We start from the raw sequence: 14,552 nt of genomic DNA on the forward strand, positions 1-14,552 counted from the left end.
CCGCGCCATCCTTGGCGCGGACGCTTTACTCTTCTATCCCATTATCACCGTTTTCACTCTACGAAGAGGTTTTCCAACGATCAGCAAACACTGCTATCTCTCGCTGCGGGCTTTCCAGCGCTCGCTCGTCAGGTAGCCGTTCACGCCCACATCCAGGAAAGGGCGTGGCGGCAAGTAATTTGCCTGTCCGAGCGATTGCATATCAACGATCAGCGGGTTGTCTTCACCTAACGCCAGATCCGCCAAAATATGTCCGGCGGCGGTTTGCTTCGACAGCCCCGCCCCATTACAGCCTGCGGACGCATACACATTGTCGCTTAGCTGCCCCCAAATTGGCGCACCATTACGCGTTACGCTAATCAAGCCTGACCAGGTATGCGCCATCTTCACGTCGCTCAACTGCGGGAACATTCGGGCAAAAATAGCAGCATGGCGACGCGCGTGGCGTCCAGTTTCTACTGCGCTATTGACCAGTCCCGGGGTAAATTTCACATGCTCCCGAATCAGGAAGCGATGGTCGCGCGTATAGCGCAACGTCGCACTGGCCAGCGCATTAACCGGCGTTAGCCCCCAGCCCGGCATGTCGCCCATGCGCGCTATCTGCTCCGCGTTCAGCGGCTCCGTCAGCGTCGCAAAGGTTGCCACGGCAAACACCCGGCCATTAAACAGCGGCAGGCCGCGCGCCGCGCCGTTAATCGCCATCATCAGCTTATCCGCCTGAATCTCGCCGTACGGCGTTTCCACGCGAATGCGCGATCCAGTTTCGATATTCAGCGCGGGTGAATGGGCGTAAACCGTCACGTTCTTCGGCAGGTTCGCTACCAGCCCGACCACCAGCGCCGCTGGGTTTAACAGAATGCAATTGGGCGTATACACGGCGCGATGATAGAAAGACGTGCCTAAGCGGCGCGCAAGTTCGTCTTTTTCCACCACCTGATAGGGTTCACCAAGATCGTTTAACTCACGGACATAGGTATCGATCAGGCCGTTAAACGTTGAACTCACAGCACAGTGATATTTCCCCGCCACGCTCCAGTCGCACGCAATCGCATGGCGATCCACCTTCTCTTTCAGATGCGCGACGCCGGACTGCAACAGGCGACGATAAGCCGCCGCTTTTTCCAGCTCGGCCGTCGAGCTACCGATGTTGTGCGGCAAATCGATGACAAAACCGGAGTTACGCCCAGAAGCATTGTCGCCAATCTCGCCCGCATCCAGCAGGATAATATGTTTATCCGGGCGCTGTTCAGCCAGACGCTGTGCAAAGGCGATCCCCGCATAGCCAGCGCCGATCACCAGCCAGTCCGCCGTTGTTTTTCCACGCTGCTGCGGGTAATTCGGTTTATCGACAAGATCTGCCGACCAGCCATTACGATTCTGATCGAAAGGAAGATGTTTGATTTTCACAATGGTGTAAGCCTTGAAGAGAACGAGTTGTACCAGAAGACTGACGATACGCAATGCTGATTAAGATAAAGAAAGGCAGGAAGCGGTGTCCAGCAAGAAATGTCGCTAAAACTTAGAGAAATAAGTGAAAAGTCAAAGCGCCTGCGAATACAGGCGCTTTAAGTAAAGCAGGTGTTACACGACGCCCTGCGCCAGCATCGCGTCGGCCACTTTTACAAAGCCCGCCACATTGGCGCCGCGCACGTAGTTAGTCTGGCTGTCTTCACCGCCGTACTGCACGCAGGCATTGTGAATATCCAGCATGATGTGGTGCAGACGCGCATCCACCTTCTCTGCTTTCCATCCCAAACGTGCCGCGTTCTGCGCCATTTCCAGCCCAGATGTCGCCACGCCGCCAGCGTTGGCCGCTTTGCCCGGCGCAAACAGCACGCCAGCATCCAGGAACGCGTCGGTCGCAGGGATCGTGGTTGGCATGTTGGCACCTTCTGCCACAGCTTTCACGCCGTTAGCAATCAGCGTCTGCGCCGCTGGCAGATCCAGTTCATTCTGCGTCGCACACGGCAGCGCGATGTCTACCGGTACTTCCCACGGCGTTTTGCCTGCGAGGTAGGTCAGTTTCGCTTCGCGCGCGTAATCTTCCACGCGGCCATAGCGTTTGTTTTTAATCTCTTCCAGTAGCGCCAGTTTCTCTGGGGTAAACCCGTTCTCATCCACTACCGTGCCGTTGGAATCCGATGCCGTGACCACGCGCGCACCCAATTCCATTGCTTTTTCAATCGCGTACTGCGCCACATTACCGGAGCCGGATACCGCGACACGCATGCCTTCAAAGCCCAGACCGTGGCGTTTCAGCATCGCTTCCGTGAAGTAGATCAGGCCGTAGCCCGTCGCTTCAGGACGGATCAGACTGCCGCCGAACGACAATCCTTTACCGGTGAAGACGCACGCGGTGTTGTTGGTCAACTTCTTCATCATGCCGGTCATGAAGCCGACTTCGCGGCCACCCACGCCGATGTCACCCGCCGGAACGTCCGTATCCGCCCCCAGATGACGATACAGTTCCGTCATCAGCGCCTGACAGAAGCGCATGACTTCACCCTGGCTTTTCCCTTTCGGGTTAAAGTCCGAACCGCCTTTGCCACCGCCCATTGGCAGCGTCGTCAGCGCATTTTTGAACGTCTGCTCGAATCCGAGGAATTTCAGAATCGACAGGTTAACGGACGGGTGGAAACGCATGCCGCCTTTGTACGGGCCGATCGCGGAGCTGAACTGGACACGCCAAGCGCGGTTCACCTGTACCTGACCTTTGTCGTCCGTCCATGCGACGCGGAACTGAATCACGCGTTCCGGTTCTACCAATCGTTCCAGCAGGCTGTAATCCGCATAGTGAGGGTTCTGTTCCAGAAAAGGCCACAGTGTGGAAAGGACTTCATTAACGGCCTGTAGAAATTCAGGCTGATGCGGATCGCGTTGTTGAACAGAATCAAGAAAACTTGCCAGAGATACGATTTGTGCCATGAACAGCTCCTGATTGAACGAATAAGCTCCCGTCTGCTTCTTTATTTTTAGACACGCAGAAGCTTGTGGGATTGGTGAAAATGATGTTGTGTCCTCTGGACTATAACACTGGCGATGGATATTTAAGCAAGCGTTTTCTTTTCAGATAAACGTTAGAATCCAATGAGATAGAAAGGGTTTTTTGGTGCTTTAGGAAGGAAAATTTGACATAAGTTTTTGTTATATAACAAAAGGCACAGCTAAGAAGCCGTGCCTTTCGTCACTGAAAAAAAATGCAAAAAAAGCTAATTTTTATTCGTCTTCCTCATCACGCAGCGGCACGATGAGCATGTCGACATGTACGGTATTAATCAGTTGGCGTGCAGACGACATCAGTTTGCTCCAGAAGTCCTGATGGTGACCGCACAGCACGAGGTCAACATCGTATTTCTTAATCGCATCAACCAGTACCTGCCCTAAATCGCCGCTGCCGCTCAGCGTCTCGCTGATAGGGTAACCTGCGTTCTGGGACAGCTCAGTCAACGCATTCTGGGTTTCTTCAGAGATACGCTGTTGCATATCACCCAGATTGACGTCGATAAGCCCCGTGTAGAGATCGGAGTAGTTCACATCGACGTGGATTAACGACACTTTCGCATTGTACGGTCTTGCCATTGAAACCGCTTTTTCTACTAACACTTTGCTTTCTGGAGAAAGGTCAACAGCAATAAGGATGTGTTTGTAAGCCATAATAAGACTCCTTCCGTAAAGACTAATTAAGGGTTAGCAGATATTTTTCCTGCCAATCTGATACTTAACAGCGGATTATAGGATAGCACTCGTCCGTGCTATCGGACTGTTCAGTCGATCACAACCCGTTTTCAAACCTGTTAATTCTATTGGTAAGTGTAGTAGAAACCGCTCCTTTTCACAGTTAAATCGCGCAGCTTCTCCTTTCGGAAAGGGCATTGTCTTGTCGAAAATCGTCCTTCATCCCGATTGCGCTAGCCTCTCTGGCACAAACAAACATTCTTCTTCTACACTACAAGTAGGGGGCGGTGAGCCTGTCCGCTGCACCCTGGGATGGAAAACGAGAATGGGGCTAGCCGTGATGCCGTTGGCTATCCAAAATGACAATAAAATCGTGCGCAAGCGCGTGGCATAACTATTCGTAGAAAAACGTCGCAGACAAACGTCGTCGATAAGCGTCGCGGATAAATAAACAGTAACGCTTGTCATCGGCGGCAGGTGGACAACGGGAATGTATGGCCATCGAATCTGACGAATAGAACGACCGGGAGGGAAGCATGATTAGTACATTTGCGCTTTTCTGGGCTTTATGTATCGTCTGCATCATTAATATGGCGAGGTACTACTCTTCATTACGTGTGTTACTGCTGATTTTGCGTGATTGTGACCCACTGCTTTACCAATACGTTGACGGAGGTGGCTTCTTTACATCGCACGGCCAGCCAAGTAAACAAATCCGGCTGGTACGCTATATCTACGCGCAACGCTATCTTGATCATCACGACCCTGAGTTTATTCGCCGGTGCGAGCGGGTGCGGGGACAGTTTCTGCTTACAACCGCCCTGTGTGGCCTAATCGTCATCAGTCTGATTGCTATGACGATATGGTATTAAAAACATTGGCACTTACACCATCATTGGTATGAAAACCATGAACGTTGATAAAAAGTAAAAAGGCGATTCCCCACAGAATCGCCTTTTTTTATGACGGACATCCTTGTTCGTCACCCTACGGGCCGTCGCAAGCGACGTTGAAAAACGTTCCCTACGTTTTTTATACGCTATGAATTGCCGTGATTAGATCAGCTTCAACGCCAGCCAGTACAGCGTACCGGACATCAGCATTGAGACAGGCAGCGTTAACACCCAGGCAAGCAGAATACTTCTGATCGTTTTGCCCTGTACGCCCCCACCGTCCGCAATCATCGTCCCGGCAACCGCAGAGGACAATACGTGCGTGGTGGAAACTGGCATACCTGTGTAACTGGCAACGCCAATCGACAGGGCCGCCGTCACCTGCGCTGAAACGCCCTGTGCGTAGGTCATGCCTTTCTTACCAATCTTCTCACCGATGGTCACTGCAACGCGTTTCCAACCCACCATGGTGCCCAGAGACAGCGCCAATGCGACAGCGACGATAATCCAAAGAGGTGCATACTCAACCGTCTGCAGCATGTCTTTACGCAGGTTGCTCAGATAGCGCTTATCTTCGCCCGACGTTTCTGGCAGCTTGATCACCTGATCCATCGTGTCAGAGATACACATCAGCAAACGACGCACTCTGCTGCGATCGTCAGGGTTCAACTGATCGTAACTTTTCAGGTTATTCAGCAGGCCCTGTGTACGGTCAATCGCAATCATCACGCGTGAGCTGTCACAGTGGAACTCTTTCTGACCGTTGCCGGGAATCGTGCTTTCTGGCGGAGAAATCACTGGCGGAGACAGGTCGATAACGTGCGTCAGCGCGTCGCCGTGCTGCTTGTAGTATTCCTGCAAATTGACAACGGCATCACGGGTACGGCTAATGTCATAGCCAGACGCGTTCATGTTGACAATAAACCCGGCTGGCGCGACGCCAATCAGCACCAGCATAATCAAGCCGATACCTTTCTGACCGTCGTTTGCACCGTGAGAGAAGCTCACGCCAATCGCCGATAAAATCAGCGCGGTACGCGTCCAGAACGGCGGCTTACGTTTGCCGTCCTGCTTTTCACGATCGACAGGCGTCAGATGCACGCGCTTACGTTTTTTACTGTCGTTCCAGAACCGACGCAGCACCAGCACCAGCAGACCTGCCACCACCATCCCCACAATCGGCGAGAGCAGCAGGGACAGGAAAATGCTGATCATTTTCGGCACGTTCAACGCATCCACAACGGAAGTATCCGTCAACAGCGCGTTGGTCAAACCAATACCGATAATGGAGCCGATCAGCGTGTGAGAACTAGAGGCAGGAATACCGAAGTACCAGGTACCCAGGTTCCAGATAATGGCAGCCAGCAGCATGGAAAAGACCATTGCCAGACCGTGCGCCGAACTCACGTTCAGCAATAAATCCGTGGGGAGAAGGTGAACAATTGCATAGGCCACGCTCAGGCCGCCCAGCAACACACCAAAGAAATTAAAGACACCCGCCATAACAACGGCAAACTCGGCGCGCATGGCTCGGGTATAAATAACAGTGGCAACGGCATTCGCAGTATCGTGAAAACCGTTGATGGCTTCATACATCAGTACAAACAACAAAGCCAATATCAACATCAGGCCAGTGTAGTAATCCAAACCGGCAAATAAATGTAGCATAAACGTTAGGCCATTTAGTGGTCATGAACGCGGCGCATTATCGGCGACAAGCAGGGGTCGGGAAAAGCGAAATATGACATTTTTTTGACTTAATATATGACGACGATCGGTGGATAAACCATTTAATCAATAAAAATCAAATGATTATATATTTTTACTAATATATGCAAATTGTTACGCTGGTATCGAACAAAAACCAATACTACAATTTGCCGCCCTACGGCTTTTGGCCTGTGGCAATCCAAGAAGATAAAATCACTCATCGGAGAAATGCATTGTGGAACAGTTTGACGCTGTCATCATCGGTGCCGGTGCAGCAGGCATGTTTTGCGCGGCACAGGCAGGACAACGCGGACTGCGTGTTCTACTGCTCGATAACGGCAAGAAAGCTGGCCGAAAGATATTGATGTCCGGCGGCGGACGCTGCAACTTTACCAATATGTATGCAGAACCAGCGGCCTATCTGTCTCACAACCCCCACTTTTGTAAATCGGCACTGGCGCGTTATACCCAGTGGGATTTCATCAGTCTGGTCAACAGCCACCGCATCGCTTATCACGAGAAAACGCTCGGCCAGTTATTCTGCGATGATTCCGCACAGCAAATCGTGGACATGCTGGTAACAGAATGTGAGCGGGCGAACGTCACCCTCCGTTTGCGCAGTGAAGTGACCTCGGTGGAGAAATCAGACGATCGGTTCACCGTCCAGCTAAGCAACGGCACAGCATTCCAAAGTGCATCGTTGGTCGTTGCCTGCGGCGGCCTGTCGATGCCCGGCCTGGGTGCGACGCCGTTTGGCTACCAGCTTGCCGCACAATTCGGTATCAACGTACTCCCAACTCGCGCTGCACTGGTGCCCTTTACGCTGCACAAACCGCTGCTCGAACAGTTGCAAACGCTCTCCGGGGTCTCCGTGCCTACCGTTGTCACCGCAGAAAACGGCGTGACGTTCCGTGAAAACATCCTGTTTACGCACCGTGGGCTATCTGGCCCCGCTATTTTGCAGATTTCCAGCTACTGGCAGGCCGGTGAATTCGTCACCATCAATCTGCTGCCCGACCGCGATCTCACCCAGCTCATTAATGACGAGCGCACCGCTCACCCGAACCAAAGCCTGAAAAACACGCTGGCACAGTGGTTACCTAAACGTCTGGTTGAATGCCTGCAAGCGTTAGGGCAACTGCCGGATGTCACGTTGAAACAGCTCAATAGCGCACAGCAAACGCAGATTGAACAGAGCCTGCAAGAGTGGCGCGTGCAGCCAAACGGTACGGAAGGTTATCGCACAGCCGAAGTGACCATCGGTGGCGTTGACACCCGCACGCTGTCCTCCAAAACTATGGAATCCAGTACGGTACCGGGGTTGTATTTCATCGGTGAAGTGGTCGATGTGACTGGCTGGCTCGGCGGCTATAACTTCCAATGGGCGTGGAGCTCGGCATGGGCGTGCGCACAAGCGCTGCCTTTTTGTTTTGGAAAAATAAGCTTTGTACACTAATTACACTCTATCATGTCAGCATTGGTGGAGTGATGATCTGTCCCTGAAATTACTCCCACCTAATTACGTCACCATGTCATAATCCACCGGTGTTTGATAACCCCGCGTCGAATGGTTGCGACGACGATGATAAAACACCTCGATATAATCAAATATTGCGTTCAGCGCTTCTTCTCTGCTGACAAACGCTTTTCCACACATCAGCGCCGTTTTCAGCGTGTGATAAAAGCTTTCCATTACCGAATTATCGTAACAGCAATCCTTTCCACTCATTGAGCAGCGTAAATCGTTATCTTTCAGTACGTCCCGATATCGATGGCTCGCATATTGACGCCCTCTGTCCGAATGCGCTATCACCTGCCTTGTCGGCTTTCGCCGCTTTCGAGCAGTCACGCGACAGCTCTGCGCTTGAACTCAGGGGTATATTGTTGTCTCGTCATAGTGGCCTCGCTTTCGTTGACTGGTTTGAAAACAAGGTGGGCATTAAATCAAGGACAGATCAGCGGTCAGTGATACCGCATATCATCAGGATGGCTTTACTAACATTGTTATTAACCCCCTGATCCGCCCCTTTCACTGTTCGTGAAGGGACGGGTCTCAGAGACAGAATTTATGCCTAAAGATGAAGCGAGCAGAATAATAGAGATTTACCAAATACTCAGGGACACGCAGCCCACCTTTGAAGAAACCGACGATGAGTGGATGACGCACGGTCTGTCAGAGACGCCGTTTAAGCACCTGGTGTCCTCCGCACTGTCCACCGTCACCACGACCAGACGCACTGTCAAAGCCTGCGACGCTCTTTACGCAGAGGTCAGAAGCTTTGACGACATCAGGAAAATGCCGGAAGAAAAGCTCATTGAGCTAATAAAGCCTGTCGCTCACTACAACCGTAAGGCAAAAACCCTTCGTAAGATGTGCAACATGATCATTGAGGATTTCGGCAATACTATCCCCGAGACGAAGGAGGATCTGCTGAAACTCCCCGGTATCGGACAGAAATGTGCAAACCTGATGCTGAACTACAAGCACGACAAACCCGTGGTCGCCGTGGACACCCATGTCCATCGCGTTATAAACCGCCTTGGCATTGTACAGGCAAAAACGCACGAAAAATCAGCGGAAAAGCTGAACGACGTTACGCCTGCGGAATTTAAAAAACACGCTCATGAATGGCTGATTGCCGTCGGCATGAACATCTGCAAGCCCAGAAACCCACGCTGCACAGAGTGCCCGGTATCGACTTACTGCGATTATTGCCGGGACAGGGCAGCGTAAGGTCCTGACATTAAAATAGGAGATGGATGATGCTTCAGATAGTGTGGTTTAAGCGTGATATGCGCACATTTGATAACGAGGCGCTTTCCCGTGCCTGTGCTGCCGGACCGGTTCTGTGTTTGTACGTATTTGAGCCGGATTACTGGGCCCTGAAAGATACCAGCAACCGCCAGTGGCTGTTTATTCGCGAATCTCTGAACGACCTCTCCGCGCAGCTGCGCGTCATTGGCGGGCACCTGACTGTGATGAACGGCACCGTAACAGGTGCACTGTCTGAACTGCGCCGGCAGGTCGGTAAATTTGTTCTGCACAGTCACGAAGAAACGGGCAATTTGTGGACCTTTGATCGTGATAAAAACGTTTCTGCGTGGTGCCGCGCGCAGGGCTGTGACTGGTTTCAGTATGCCCAGAATGGCGTGTGCAGGCCCGTTTCGCGACGCCGCGAGCGTTTTAAAGCTCACTGGGATGCGTGGTCGGCTCGCCCTGTCTTCTGCGTGCCGCAGCAGGCGGAATTTGTTACCACGCCAACTGGTCTTACAGCCGAACATTTGCCCGCAAGTGCATGCGCCGACCTTCTGCCTTGTCCGGGCCGGCAGGCTGGAGGTCGGGAAGCAGGCCTGGCAGTGTTGAAAGACTTTCTGCACCGCCGCAGCGAAAAGTACAGCGGCGCCATCAGCTCGCCCGTCACGGCTGAAGATGGCTGTTCACGGCTTAGTCCTCACATCGCTAATGGCACGCTGAGCCTGCGGGAAATTGCCCAGCGTGTCACAGCGTTACGCACACAGACGCTTTCACAACAGTGGAAAAAAAGCCTCAGCGCCTTTCATACGCGGCTATGGTGGCACTGCTATTTTATACAGACGTTAGAAAACCAGCCGGAAATGGAGGAAAAGCCCCTGGTTCCGCAAATGGGGCTACTCAAGAGGCCGTTCAACCAGGAAAGATTTGACGCATGGAAGGACGGGCGCACCGGCTGGCCGATGGTAGATGCATGTATGCGTTATCTTCATCACCACGGCTGGATCAACTTTCGCATGCGGGCCATGCTGGTTTCAGCCGCCTCCTGGTCGCTCTCTCTTCCCTCCGGTCCGGTAGCTGCCTGGCTTGCGCAGCTCTTTGTTGACTACGATCCCGGTATTCACTATCCGCAAATTCAGATGCAAAGCGGGATGGCGGCCAACGGCGTACTGCGCATCTATAATCCGGTCATGCAGGCGCACACGCTCGATCCTGATGCTAGGTTTGTCAGGCAATGGGTACCTGAACTTCGCGTCGTCAGCGATGTCTGGATCTTCGAACCCTGGAAGATGCCGTCCAGCTTGCAAAAACAGGCTGAACATCTGTCAGGCGTTCCCGTTTGTCTGCCGCTGGTCGATTTTGCCGTAGCGCATCGTGAGGCAAAGGCGGCAGTCTCCACACTCCGGCAGCGACACGGGCTGTCGCCGGCGCCGGGGTTTCGTGAAAAACCTGACGGTCAACACGTCAGGCGAGCTGCCACACCTGAAAAATCAGGTAATAAGAAGAAAAAAGACACGAAACAACTCGATTTATTCTGACAGCATGTCTGGTTTTCAGCACTTGATCATCTGGCCAGCCCGGCAAATGTCCGGCCATAAGGTGGCGGAAATTCAATCCGCATGGACTTCCTGGCTGAGAATACGGGCGCGGCAAACATCCAGAATCTCATCAGCAAGAGATGAATCATCGGGGCAGGCGCGAGATAACACCAGAGCACCGACAAGATGGGCAATAGTGTCAATCAGGTCGGCACGCGTTCCGTCTCCCGCATTATTCTCATTTCTTAAAACTGTAAGCTGACGTTCAATCCCAGCCGCAAATGTCGCCTTTATCGACTCAGACTGACGGGCTGTATCGGTACCCAGTGCCGACATCACACACCCTTTTCCCATATCATCGCGATGTTGCCGCGAGAGGTAGTATTTAACAAAATTTTCCCGGTCCACACCTGCCGTGCTTTCTGCAGATCGCGTAAAACCGCAGCTCATCGCCTCTGCCATCAGGTCGGCCTTAGAGCCAAAGTGCTTGTAGAACCCGCCGTGGGTTAAGCCTGCCGCTGACATCAGTTCCGCGACGCCCACACCATCGTAGCCACGCTCACGAAAAAGTTCTGAGGCCGTTTCAACAATGCGGATTCGGTTTTCCCGAACCTGCTCTTTCGACACTTTCATGTTTTTCAATCCTCTCAAAATATAGGGCCAAGTATACATTGATGATGGTCATAATCAAATTGATTGACTTTTTAGATTATGACCATCATCATTGGTGTGTGCTTTCATTAACCACCGACTAGGAAAAACAACATGACAAATCAGCAACTATTTCAACCTTACAATCTGGGGCCAATTACGCTTGCCAACCACATTGTAATGGCACCACTGACGCGTAACCGGGCAGGAGCAGGTTTGGTACCCGGCGAACTGGCGGCGACATATTACGCACAGCGTGCCACTGCGGGATTGTTGATTACTGAGGCTACACAGATCTCCCCACAGGCGCAGGGCTATCAGGATACGCCGGGGATCTACACGCAGGCTCAGATCGATGGCTGGCGCAAAGTGACTGACGCCGTGCATGCCAAAGGTGGGCGCATATTTGTACAGCTGTGGCACGTGGGACGGATCTCTCATGTTGATTTACAGCCTGGTGGCGCTGCGCCGGTCGCACCGTCTGCCATCCGTGCCGAGACGAAGACCTTTGTGAACAACGGATTTGCTGATGTCTCTGAGCCACGTGCGCTGGAGTTGCAGGAAATACAGGGAATTATCGACGATTTCAGGAAGGCATCTGCCAATGCCATTGCCGCCGGGTTTGATGGCGTAGAGATCCACGGCGCAAATGGTTATCTGCTGGAACAGTTCCTTAAAGACGGTGCCAATCAGCGTACCGATGAGTATGGCGGCTCTGTCGAGAACCGCGCGCGCCTGCTGTTAGAAGTCACTGCGGCTGTTAAAGAAGAGATTGGTGCTGACCGCACGGGGGTGCGCATTTCGCCGGTTTCCCCTGTTAATGCGATTTCGTGCAGCGATCCGCAGCCGCAATATGACTACGTCGCTGATCAACTTAATGCATTAGGTATCGTGTACCTTCATGTGGTTGAAGGCGCGACGGGCGGCCCGCGTGATGCATCTCCGTTCGATTACGACTCCCTGCGTCGGCGTTTTAAAAACACCTACATCGGCAACAACGGCTATGACCTGCCGCTGGCGACCACTCAGCTTGCAGAAGGCAAAGCCGATCTGTTCGCGTTCGGTCGTCCGTTCATCTCCAACCCTGATCTGGTCGAAAGGCTGAAGACTGGCGCGCCTCTGGCCTCACTCAATCCTGAAACACTTTATGGCGGTGGCGCTGCGGGATATACCGATTACCCGTCGCTTACTGAGACCAAAAAGTAGAACAACAGGTGTCACAGTTATACACACGTCGCACATTGCGAATTCTGTTTACATATTGATAAAGAAGATCAACTTATGACTAAAGCTTCAGTTCTTATTACAGGCGCATCCACGGGTATTGGTGCTGTTTACGCTGAACGGTTCGCCCGCCGGGGCCACGACCTGGTTCTGGTCGCACGCGACAAAGCAAAGTTAGAAACGCTTGCCGACCGTCTGCGACAGGAAAATGGTATTTCTGTTGATGTTTTGCCTGCTGACCTCACGCAAACGAGTGATTTAGCCGTGGTCGAAGCTCGCCTGCGTGAAGACGCGCAAATTGGCATTCTTATCAACAACGCGGGTATCGCACAGTCCGGCAGTTTTACAGAGCAGACGCCTGATTCAATAGAAAGCCTTATCGCGCTTAACGTCACTGCCCTGACGAGACTTGCCAGTGCGGTGGCACCACGATTTGTAAAAGCCGGAGAAGGCTCGATCGTCAACATCAGTTCCATCGTCGGACTCGCTCCGGAATTTGCCATGACGGTTTACGGCGCAACTAAAGCCTTTGTTCTTTTCCTGTCTCAGGGAATGAACGTCGAGCTGTCATCTAAGGGCATTTATATTCAGGCGGTACTTCCTGCCGGTACTTATACGGAAATTTGGGACCGTGCAGGTATCGACATCAGTAATTCTCCAAAATTCATGGAAGTGGGCGAGTTAGTGGATGCAGCGCTGGTGGGCTTTGATCGCCGTGAACTCGTCACCATCCCGCCTTTACATAATGCAGCCCGCTGGGACACCTTAGATGCTTCGCGTCAGGCTCTGCTTTCCGACATCAAACAAGATGAAGCCGCAGAGCGGTATAAAGCACTGTAGTCAATGGGTTGTACTCTGCAGAACAGTCTTTTGGCTGTTCTGCAGAGAGATAAATCCGACATAAATCCCTCACAGCGTGTCGTCTCATCTTTGATGAGAAACCTCGAATACATCATGAAGGCCTAATTCAGCATGACAAAAAAACGTGTAGCACTGGTTACAGGCGCTTCCTCAGGTATCGGCGAAGCGTCTGCCCGTAAACTTTTAGCCGCAGGGTATAGGGTATATGGCACCAGCAGGCGTGGCGCTCAGGCAGAAAAGCATCTGTTTCCGTTATTGACGCTGGATGTGACGGACGACGCTTCTGTCGTGGCCGCCATTGAGGAGTTGCTGCGCCTGGAGGGGCGGATCGATGTTCTGGTGAATAATGCGGGCTTCGGGGTCGCGCCGGCGGCGGCAGAAGAAAGTTCTATCGAACAGGCCAAGAGCATTTTTGATACCAACTTCCTGGGCATAGTCAGGTTGTCGCGGGCAGTGATCCCTCACATGCGCCGTCAGGGCAGCGGGCGCATCATCAATATCGGTTCGATACTCGGGATCGTTCCGTTGCCGTATGTGGCACTTTATGCTGCCAGTAAGCATGCGGTCGAAGGGTATACGGGAGCACTGGATCATGAACTGCGCACGCAGGGCATCAGAGTGTCTGTCATCGAACCTGCTTACATGAAAACACAGTTTGAAAACAATAATATAGAGCCGGATGCCAAGCTTGAAGAGTATGACCTCATCCGGGCTAAGCTGGAGAAAGTGGTTAGCAAGGCAATGGCCGAAGCGGAAAGTCCGGAGGTAGTGGCTGACGTGGTGGTTAAAGCGGCTCAGACTTCACGTCCAAAGGTGCGCTATACGGCGGGAAAGCTGGCAGGTCAATTGAACTTTATTCTCAGATTCGCCCCTGCATCATTCCTGGATAAGGTGGTGCGAAAAAGTCTTCAGCTAGATGCGAAAGAATAAAAATGAAATTTTCTCAACTGGCTATTCTGACCTCTTCGTTGTTTTTTATCCTGGCTACGGTATGGATGTTTTTCCCGGAACAGCTCTTAACTCAGTGGGGAATTGAACTGACGGCGGGTACCGGCGTGATCAGTCGTCGCTGTGCCGCATTTTTTGCGGGAATAGGGGTGATGTGTTTATTCGCCAGAAATGCAGAGCCTTCACTAGCTCGTTATGCACTGGCGGCCGGTATCAGCACGATATCTATTAATTTTAGCCGTACTGGGCATCGTTGAATGGCGGGAAGGACATGTTAACGGGCAGATACTTTTTGCAGTA

The 14,552-nt window shown here is 52.4% G+C and carries 14 protein-coding genes; 8 read left to right on the plus strand and 6 right to left on the minus strand.

The features are described 5' to 3' along the window. Positions 1 to 93: 93 nt before the first annotated feature. From EO763_RS22070 to uspA, 3 genes are all read right to left on the minus strand, one after another. Entirely contained in the window at positions 94 to 1,407 is a 1,314-nt protein-coding gene (locus EO763_RS22070) for an NAD(P)/FAD-dependent oxidoreductase (protein ID WP_161530237.1), read from the minus strand. Positions 1,408 to 1,581: 174 nt separating this feature from the next. After that, positions 1,582 to 2,925 (minus strand): NADP-specific glutamate dehydrogenase, encoded by a 1,344-nt coding sequence (gdhA, locus tag EO763_RS22075; protein ID WP_039474396.1) that lies wholly within the window; start codon positions 2,923 to 2,925, stop codon positions 1,582 to 1,584. Positions 2,926 to 3,216: 291 nt separating this feature from the next. Next, a complete protein-coding gene (uspA, locus tag EO763_RS22080) occupies positions 3,217 to 3,654 on the minus strand; it encodes a universal stress protein UspA (protein ID WP_010298197.1) in 438 nt (145 codons plus the stop codon). 557 nt (positions 3,655 to 4,211) lie between these two features. Here uspA and uspB point away from each other — a divergent pair. Beyond that, entirely contained in the window at positions 4,212 to 4,547 is a 336-nt protein-coding gene (gene uspB / locus EO763_RS22085; protein ID WP_039493737.1) for a universal stress protein UspB, read from the plus strand. A 183-nt stretch (positions 4,548 to 4,730) separates the two neighbouring features. Here the strand turns inward: uspB and pitA are convergent, their stop codons facing one another. After that, positions 4,731 to 6,236 carry an inorganic phosphate transporter PitA gene (gene pitA / locus EO763_RS22090; protein ID WP_161530238.1) on the minus strand — a complete coding sequence of 502 codons (1,506 nt, stop codon included), beginning with the start codon at positions 6,234 to 6,236 and terminating at the stop codon, positions 4,731 to 4,733. 277 nt (positions 6,237 to 6,513) lie between these two features. Between pitA and EO763_RS22095 the strand changes: the two genes are divergently transcribed. Beyond that, positions 6,514 to 7,734, plus strand: a complete 1,221-nt coding sequence (locus EO763_RS22095; RefSeq protein WP_161530239.1) for a BaiN/RdsA family NAD(P)/FAD-dependent oxidoreductase — start codon at positions 6,514 to 6,516, stop codon at positions 7,732 to 7,734. A gap of 63 nt (positions 7,735 to 7,797) precedes the next feature. Here EO763_RS22095 and EO763_RS22100 read toward each other — a convergent pair whose 3' ends face one another. Then, positions 7,798 to 7,971 carry an IS3 family transposase gene (locus EO763_RS22100; protein WP_244322032.1) on the minus strand — a complete coding sequence of 58 codons (174 nt, stop codon included), beginning with the start codon at positions 7,969 to 7,971 and terminating at the stop codon, positions 7,798 to 7,800. Positions 7,972 to 8,346: 375 nt separating this feature from the next. Between EO763_RS22100 and EO763_RS22105 the strand changes: the two genes are divergently transcribed. Together EO763_RS22105 and EO763_RS22110 are read left to right on the plus strand one after the other, a co-directional pair. Further along, positions 8,347 to 9,012: an endonuclease III domain-containing protein gene (locus tag EO763_RS22105; protein ID WP_161530241.1), complete on the plus strand. Its 666-nt coding sequence runs from the start codon at positions 8,347 to 8,349 to the stop codon at positions 9,010 to 9,012. A gap of 26 nt (positions 9,013 to 9,038) precedes the next feature. After that, a complete protein-coding gene (locus EO763_RS22110) occupies positions 9,039 to 10,568 on the plus strand; it encodes an FAD-binding domain-containing protein (RefSeq protein ID WP_161530242.1) in 1,530 nt (509 codons plus the stop codon). Between the two features lie 72 nt (positions 10,569 to 10,640). On the opposite strand, the gene EO763_RS22115 is transcribed toward EO763_RS22110, so the two are convergent. After that, a complete protein-coding gene (locus EO763_RS22115) occupies positions 10,641 to 11,201 on the minus strand; it encodes a TetR/AcrR family transcriptional regulator (RefSeq protein WP_161530243.1) in 561 nt (186 codons plus the stop codon). A gap of 132 nt (positions 11,202 to 11,333) precedes the next feature. On the opposite strand from EO763_RS22115, the gene EO763_RS22120 reads away from it, so the two are divergent. From EO763_RS22120 to EO763_RS22135, 4 genes are all read left to right on the plus strand, one after another. Next, complete coding sequence (locus EO763_RS22120; RefSeq protein WP_161530244.1) at positions 11,334 to 12,425, plus strand: alkene reductase; 1,092 nt, start codon at positions 11,334 to 11,336, stop codon at positions 12,423 to 12,425. Positions 12,426 to 12,500: 75 nt separating this feature from the next. Beyond that, on the plus strand, positions 12,501 to 13,283 hold the full coding sequence (locus EO763_RS22125) for an SDR family NAD(P)-dependent oxidoreductase (protein ID WP_161530245.1): 783 nt from the start codon (positions 12,501 to 12,503) through the stop codon (positions 13,281 to 13,283). Positions 13,284 to 13,415: 132 nt separating this feature from the next. Then, the gene (locus EO763_RS22130) at positions 13,416 to 14,234 is read left to right on the plus strand and encodes an oxidoreductase (RefSeq protein ID WP_161530246.1); all 819 of its coding nucleotides are present in this window, start codon (positions 13,416 to 13,418) and stop codon (positions 14,232 to 14,234) included. A gap of 2 nt (positions 14,235 to 14,236) precedes the next feature. Next, a complete protein-coding gene (locus EO763_RS22135; protein ID WP_244322033.1) occupies positions 14,237 to 14,509 on the plus strand; it encodes a hypothetical protein in 273 nt (90 codons plus the stop codon). Positions 14,510 to 14,552: the final 43 nt, after the last annotated feature.

Origin of the sequence: Pectobacterium odoriferum (genome assembly GCF_009931295.1) — a bacterium.
Taxonomy (GTDB): Bacteria; Pseudomonadota; Gammaproteobacteria; order Enterobacterales; family Enterobacteriaceae; genus Pectobacterium; species Pectobacterium odoriferum.

What these genes read in the sequence shown, in the direction of transcription:
- EO763_RS22100 (WP_244322032.1), bottom strand. Translation starts at nt 7,971, where the DNA reads ATGGAAAGCTTTTATCACACGCTGAAAACGGCGCTGATGTGTGGAAAA.
- EO763_RS22120 (WP_161530244.1), top strand. Translation starts at nt 11,334, where the DNA reads ATGACAAATCAGCAACTATTTCAACCTTACAATCTGGGGCCAATTACG.
- EO763_RS22130 (WP_161530246.1), top strand. Translation starts at nt 13,416, where the DNA reads ATGACAAAAAAACGTGTAGCACTGGTTACAGGCGCTTCCTCAGGTATC.
- EO763_RS22125 (WP_161530245.1), top strand. Translation starts at nt 12,501, where the DNA reads ATGACTAAAGCTTCAGTTCTTATTACAGGCGCATCCACGGGTATTGGT.
- EO763_RS22135 (WP_244322033.1), top strand. Translation starts at nt 14,237, where the DNA reads ATGAAATTTTCTCAACTGGCTATTCTGACCTCTTCGTTGTTTTTTATC.
- EO763_RS22105 (WP_161530241.1), top strand. Translation starts at nt 8,347, where the DNA reads ATGCCTAAAGATGAAGCGAGCAGAATAATAGAGATTTACCAAATACTC.
- pitA (WP_161530238.1), bottom strand. Translation starts at nt 6,236, where the DNA reads ATGCTACATTTATTTGCCGGTTTGGATTACTACACTGGCCTGATGTTG.
- EO763_RS22115 (WP_161530243.1), bottom strand. Translation starts at nt 11,201, where the DNA reads ATGAAAGTGTCGAAAGAGCAGGTTCGGGAAAACCGAATCCGCATTGTT.
- EO763_RS22110 (WP_161530242.1), top strand. Translation starts at nt 9,039, where the DNA reads ATGATGCTTCAGATAGTGTGGTTTAAGCGTGATATGCGCACATTTGAT.
- gdhA (WP_039474396.1), bottom strand. Translation starts at nt 2,925, where the DNA reads ATGGCACAAATCGTATCTCTGGCAAGTTTTCTTGATTCTGTTCAACAA.
- uspB (WP_039493737.1), top strand. Translation starts at nt 4,212, where the DNA reads ATGATTAGTACATTTGCGCTTTTCTGGGCTTTATGTATCGTCTGCATC.
- uspA (WP_010298197.1), bottom strand. Translation starts at nt 3,654, where the DNA reads ATGGCTTACAAACACATCCTTATTGCTGTTGACCTTTCTCCAGAAAGC.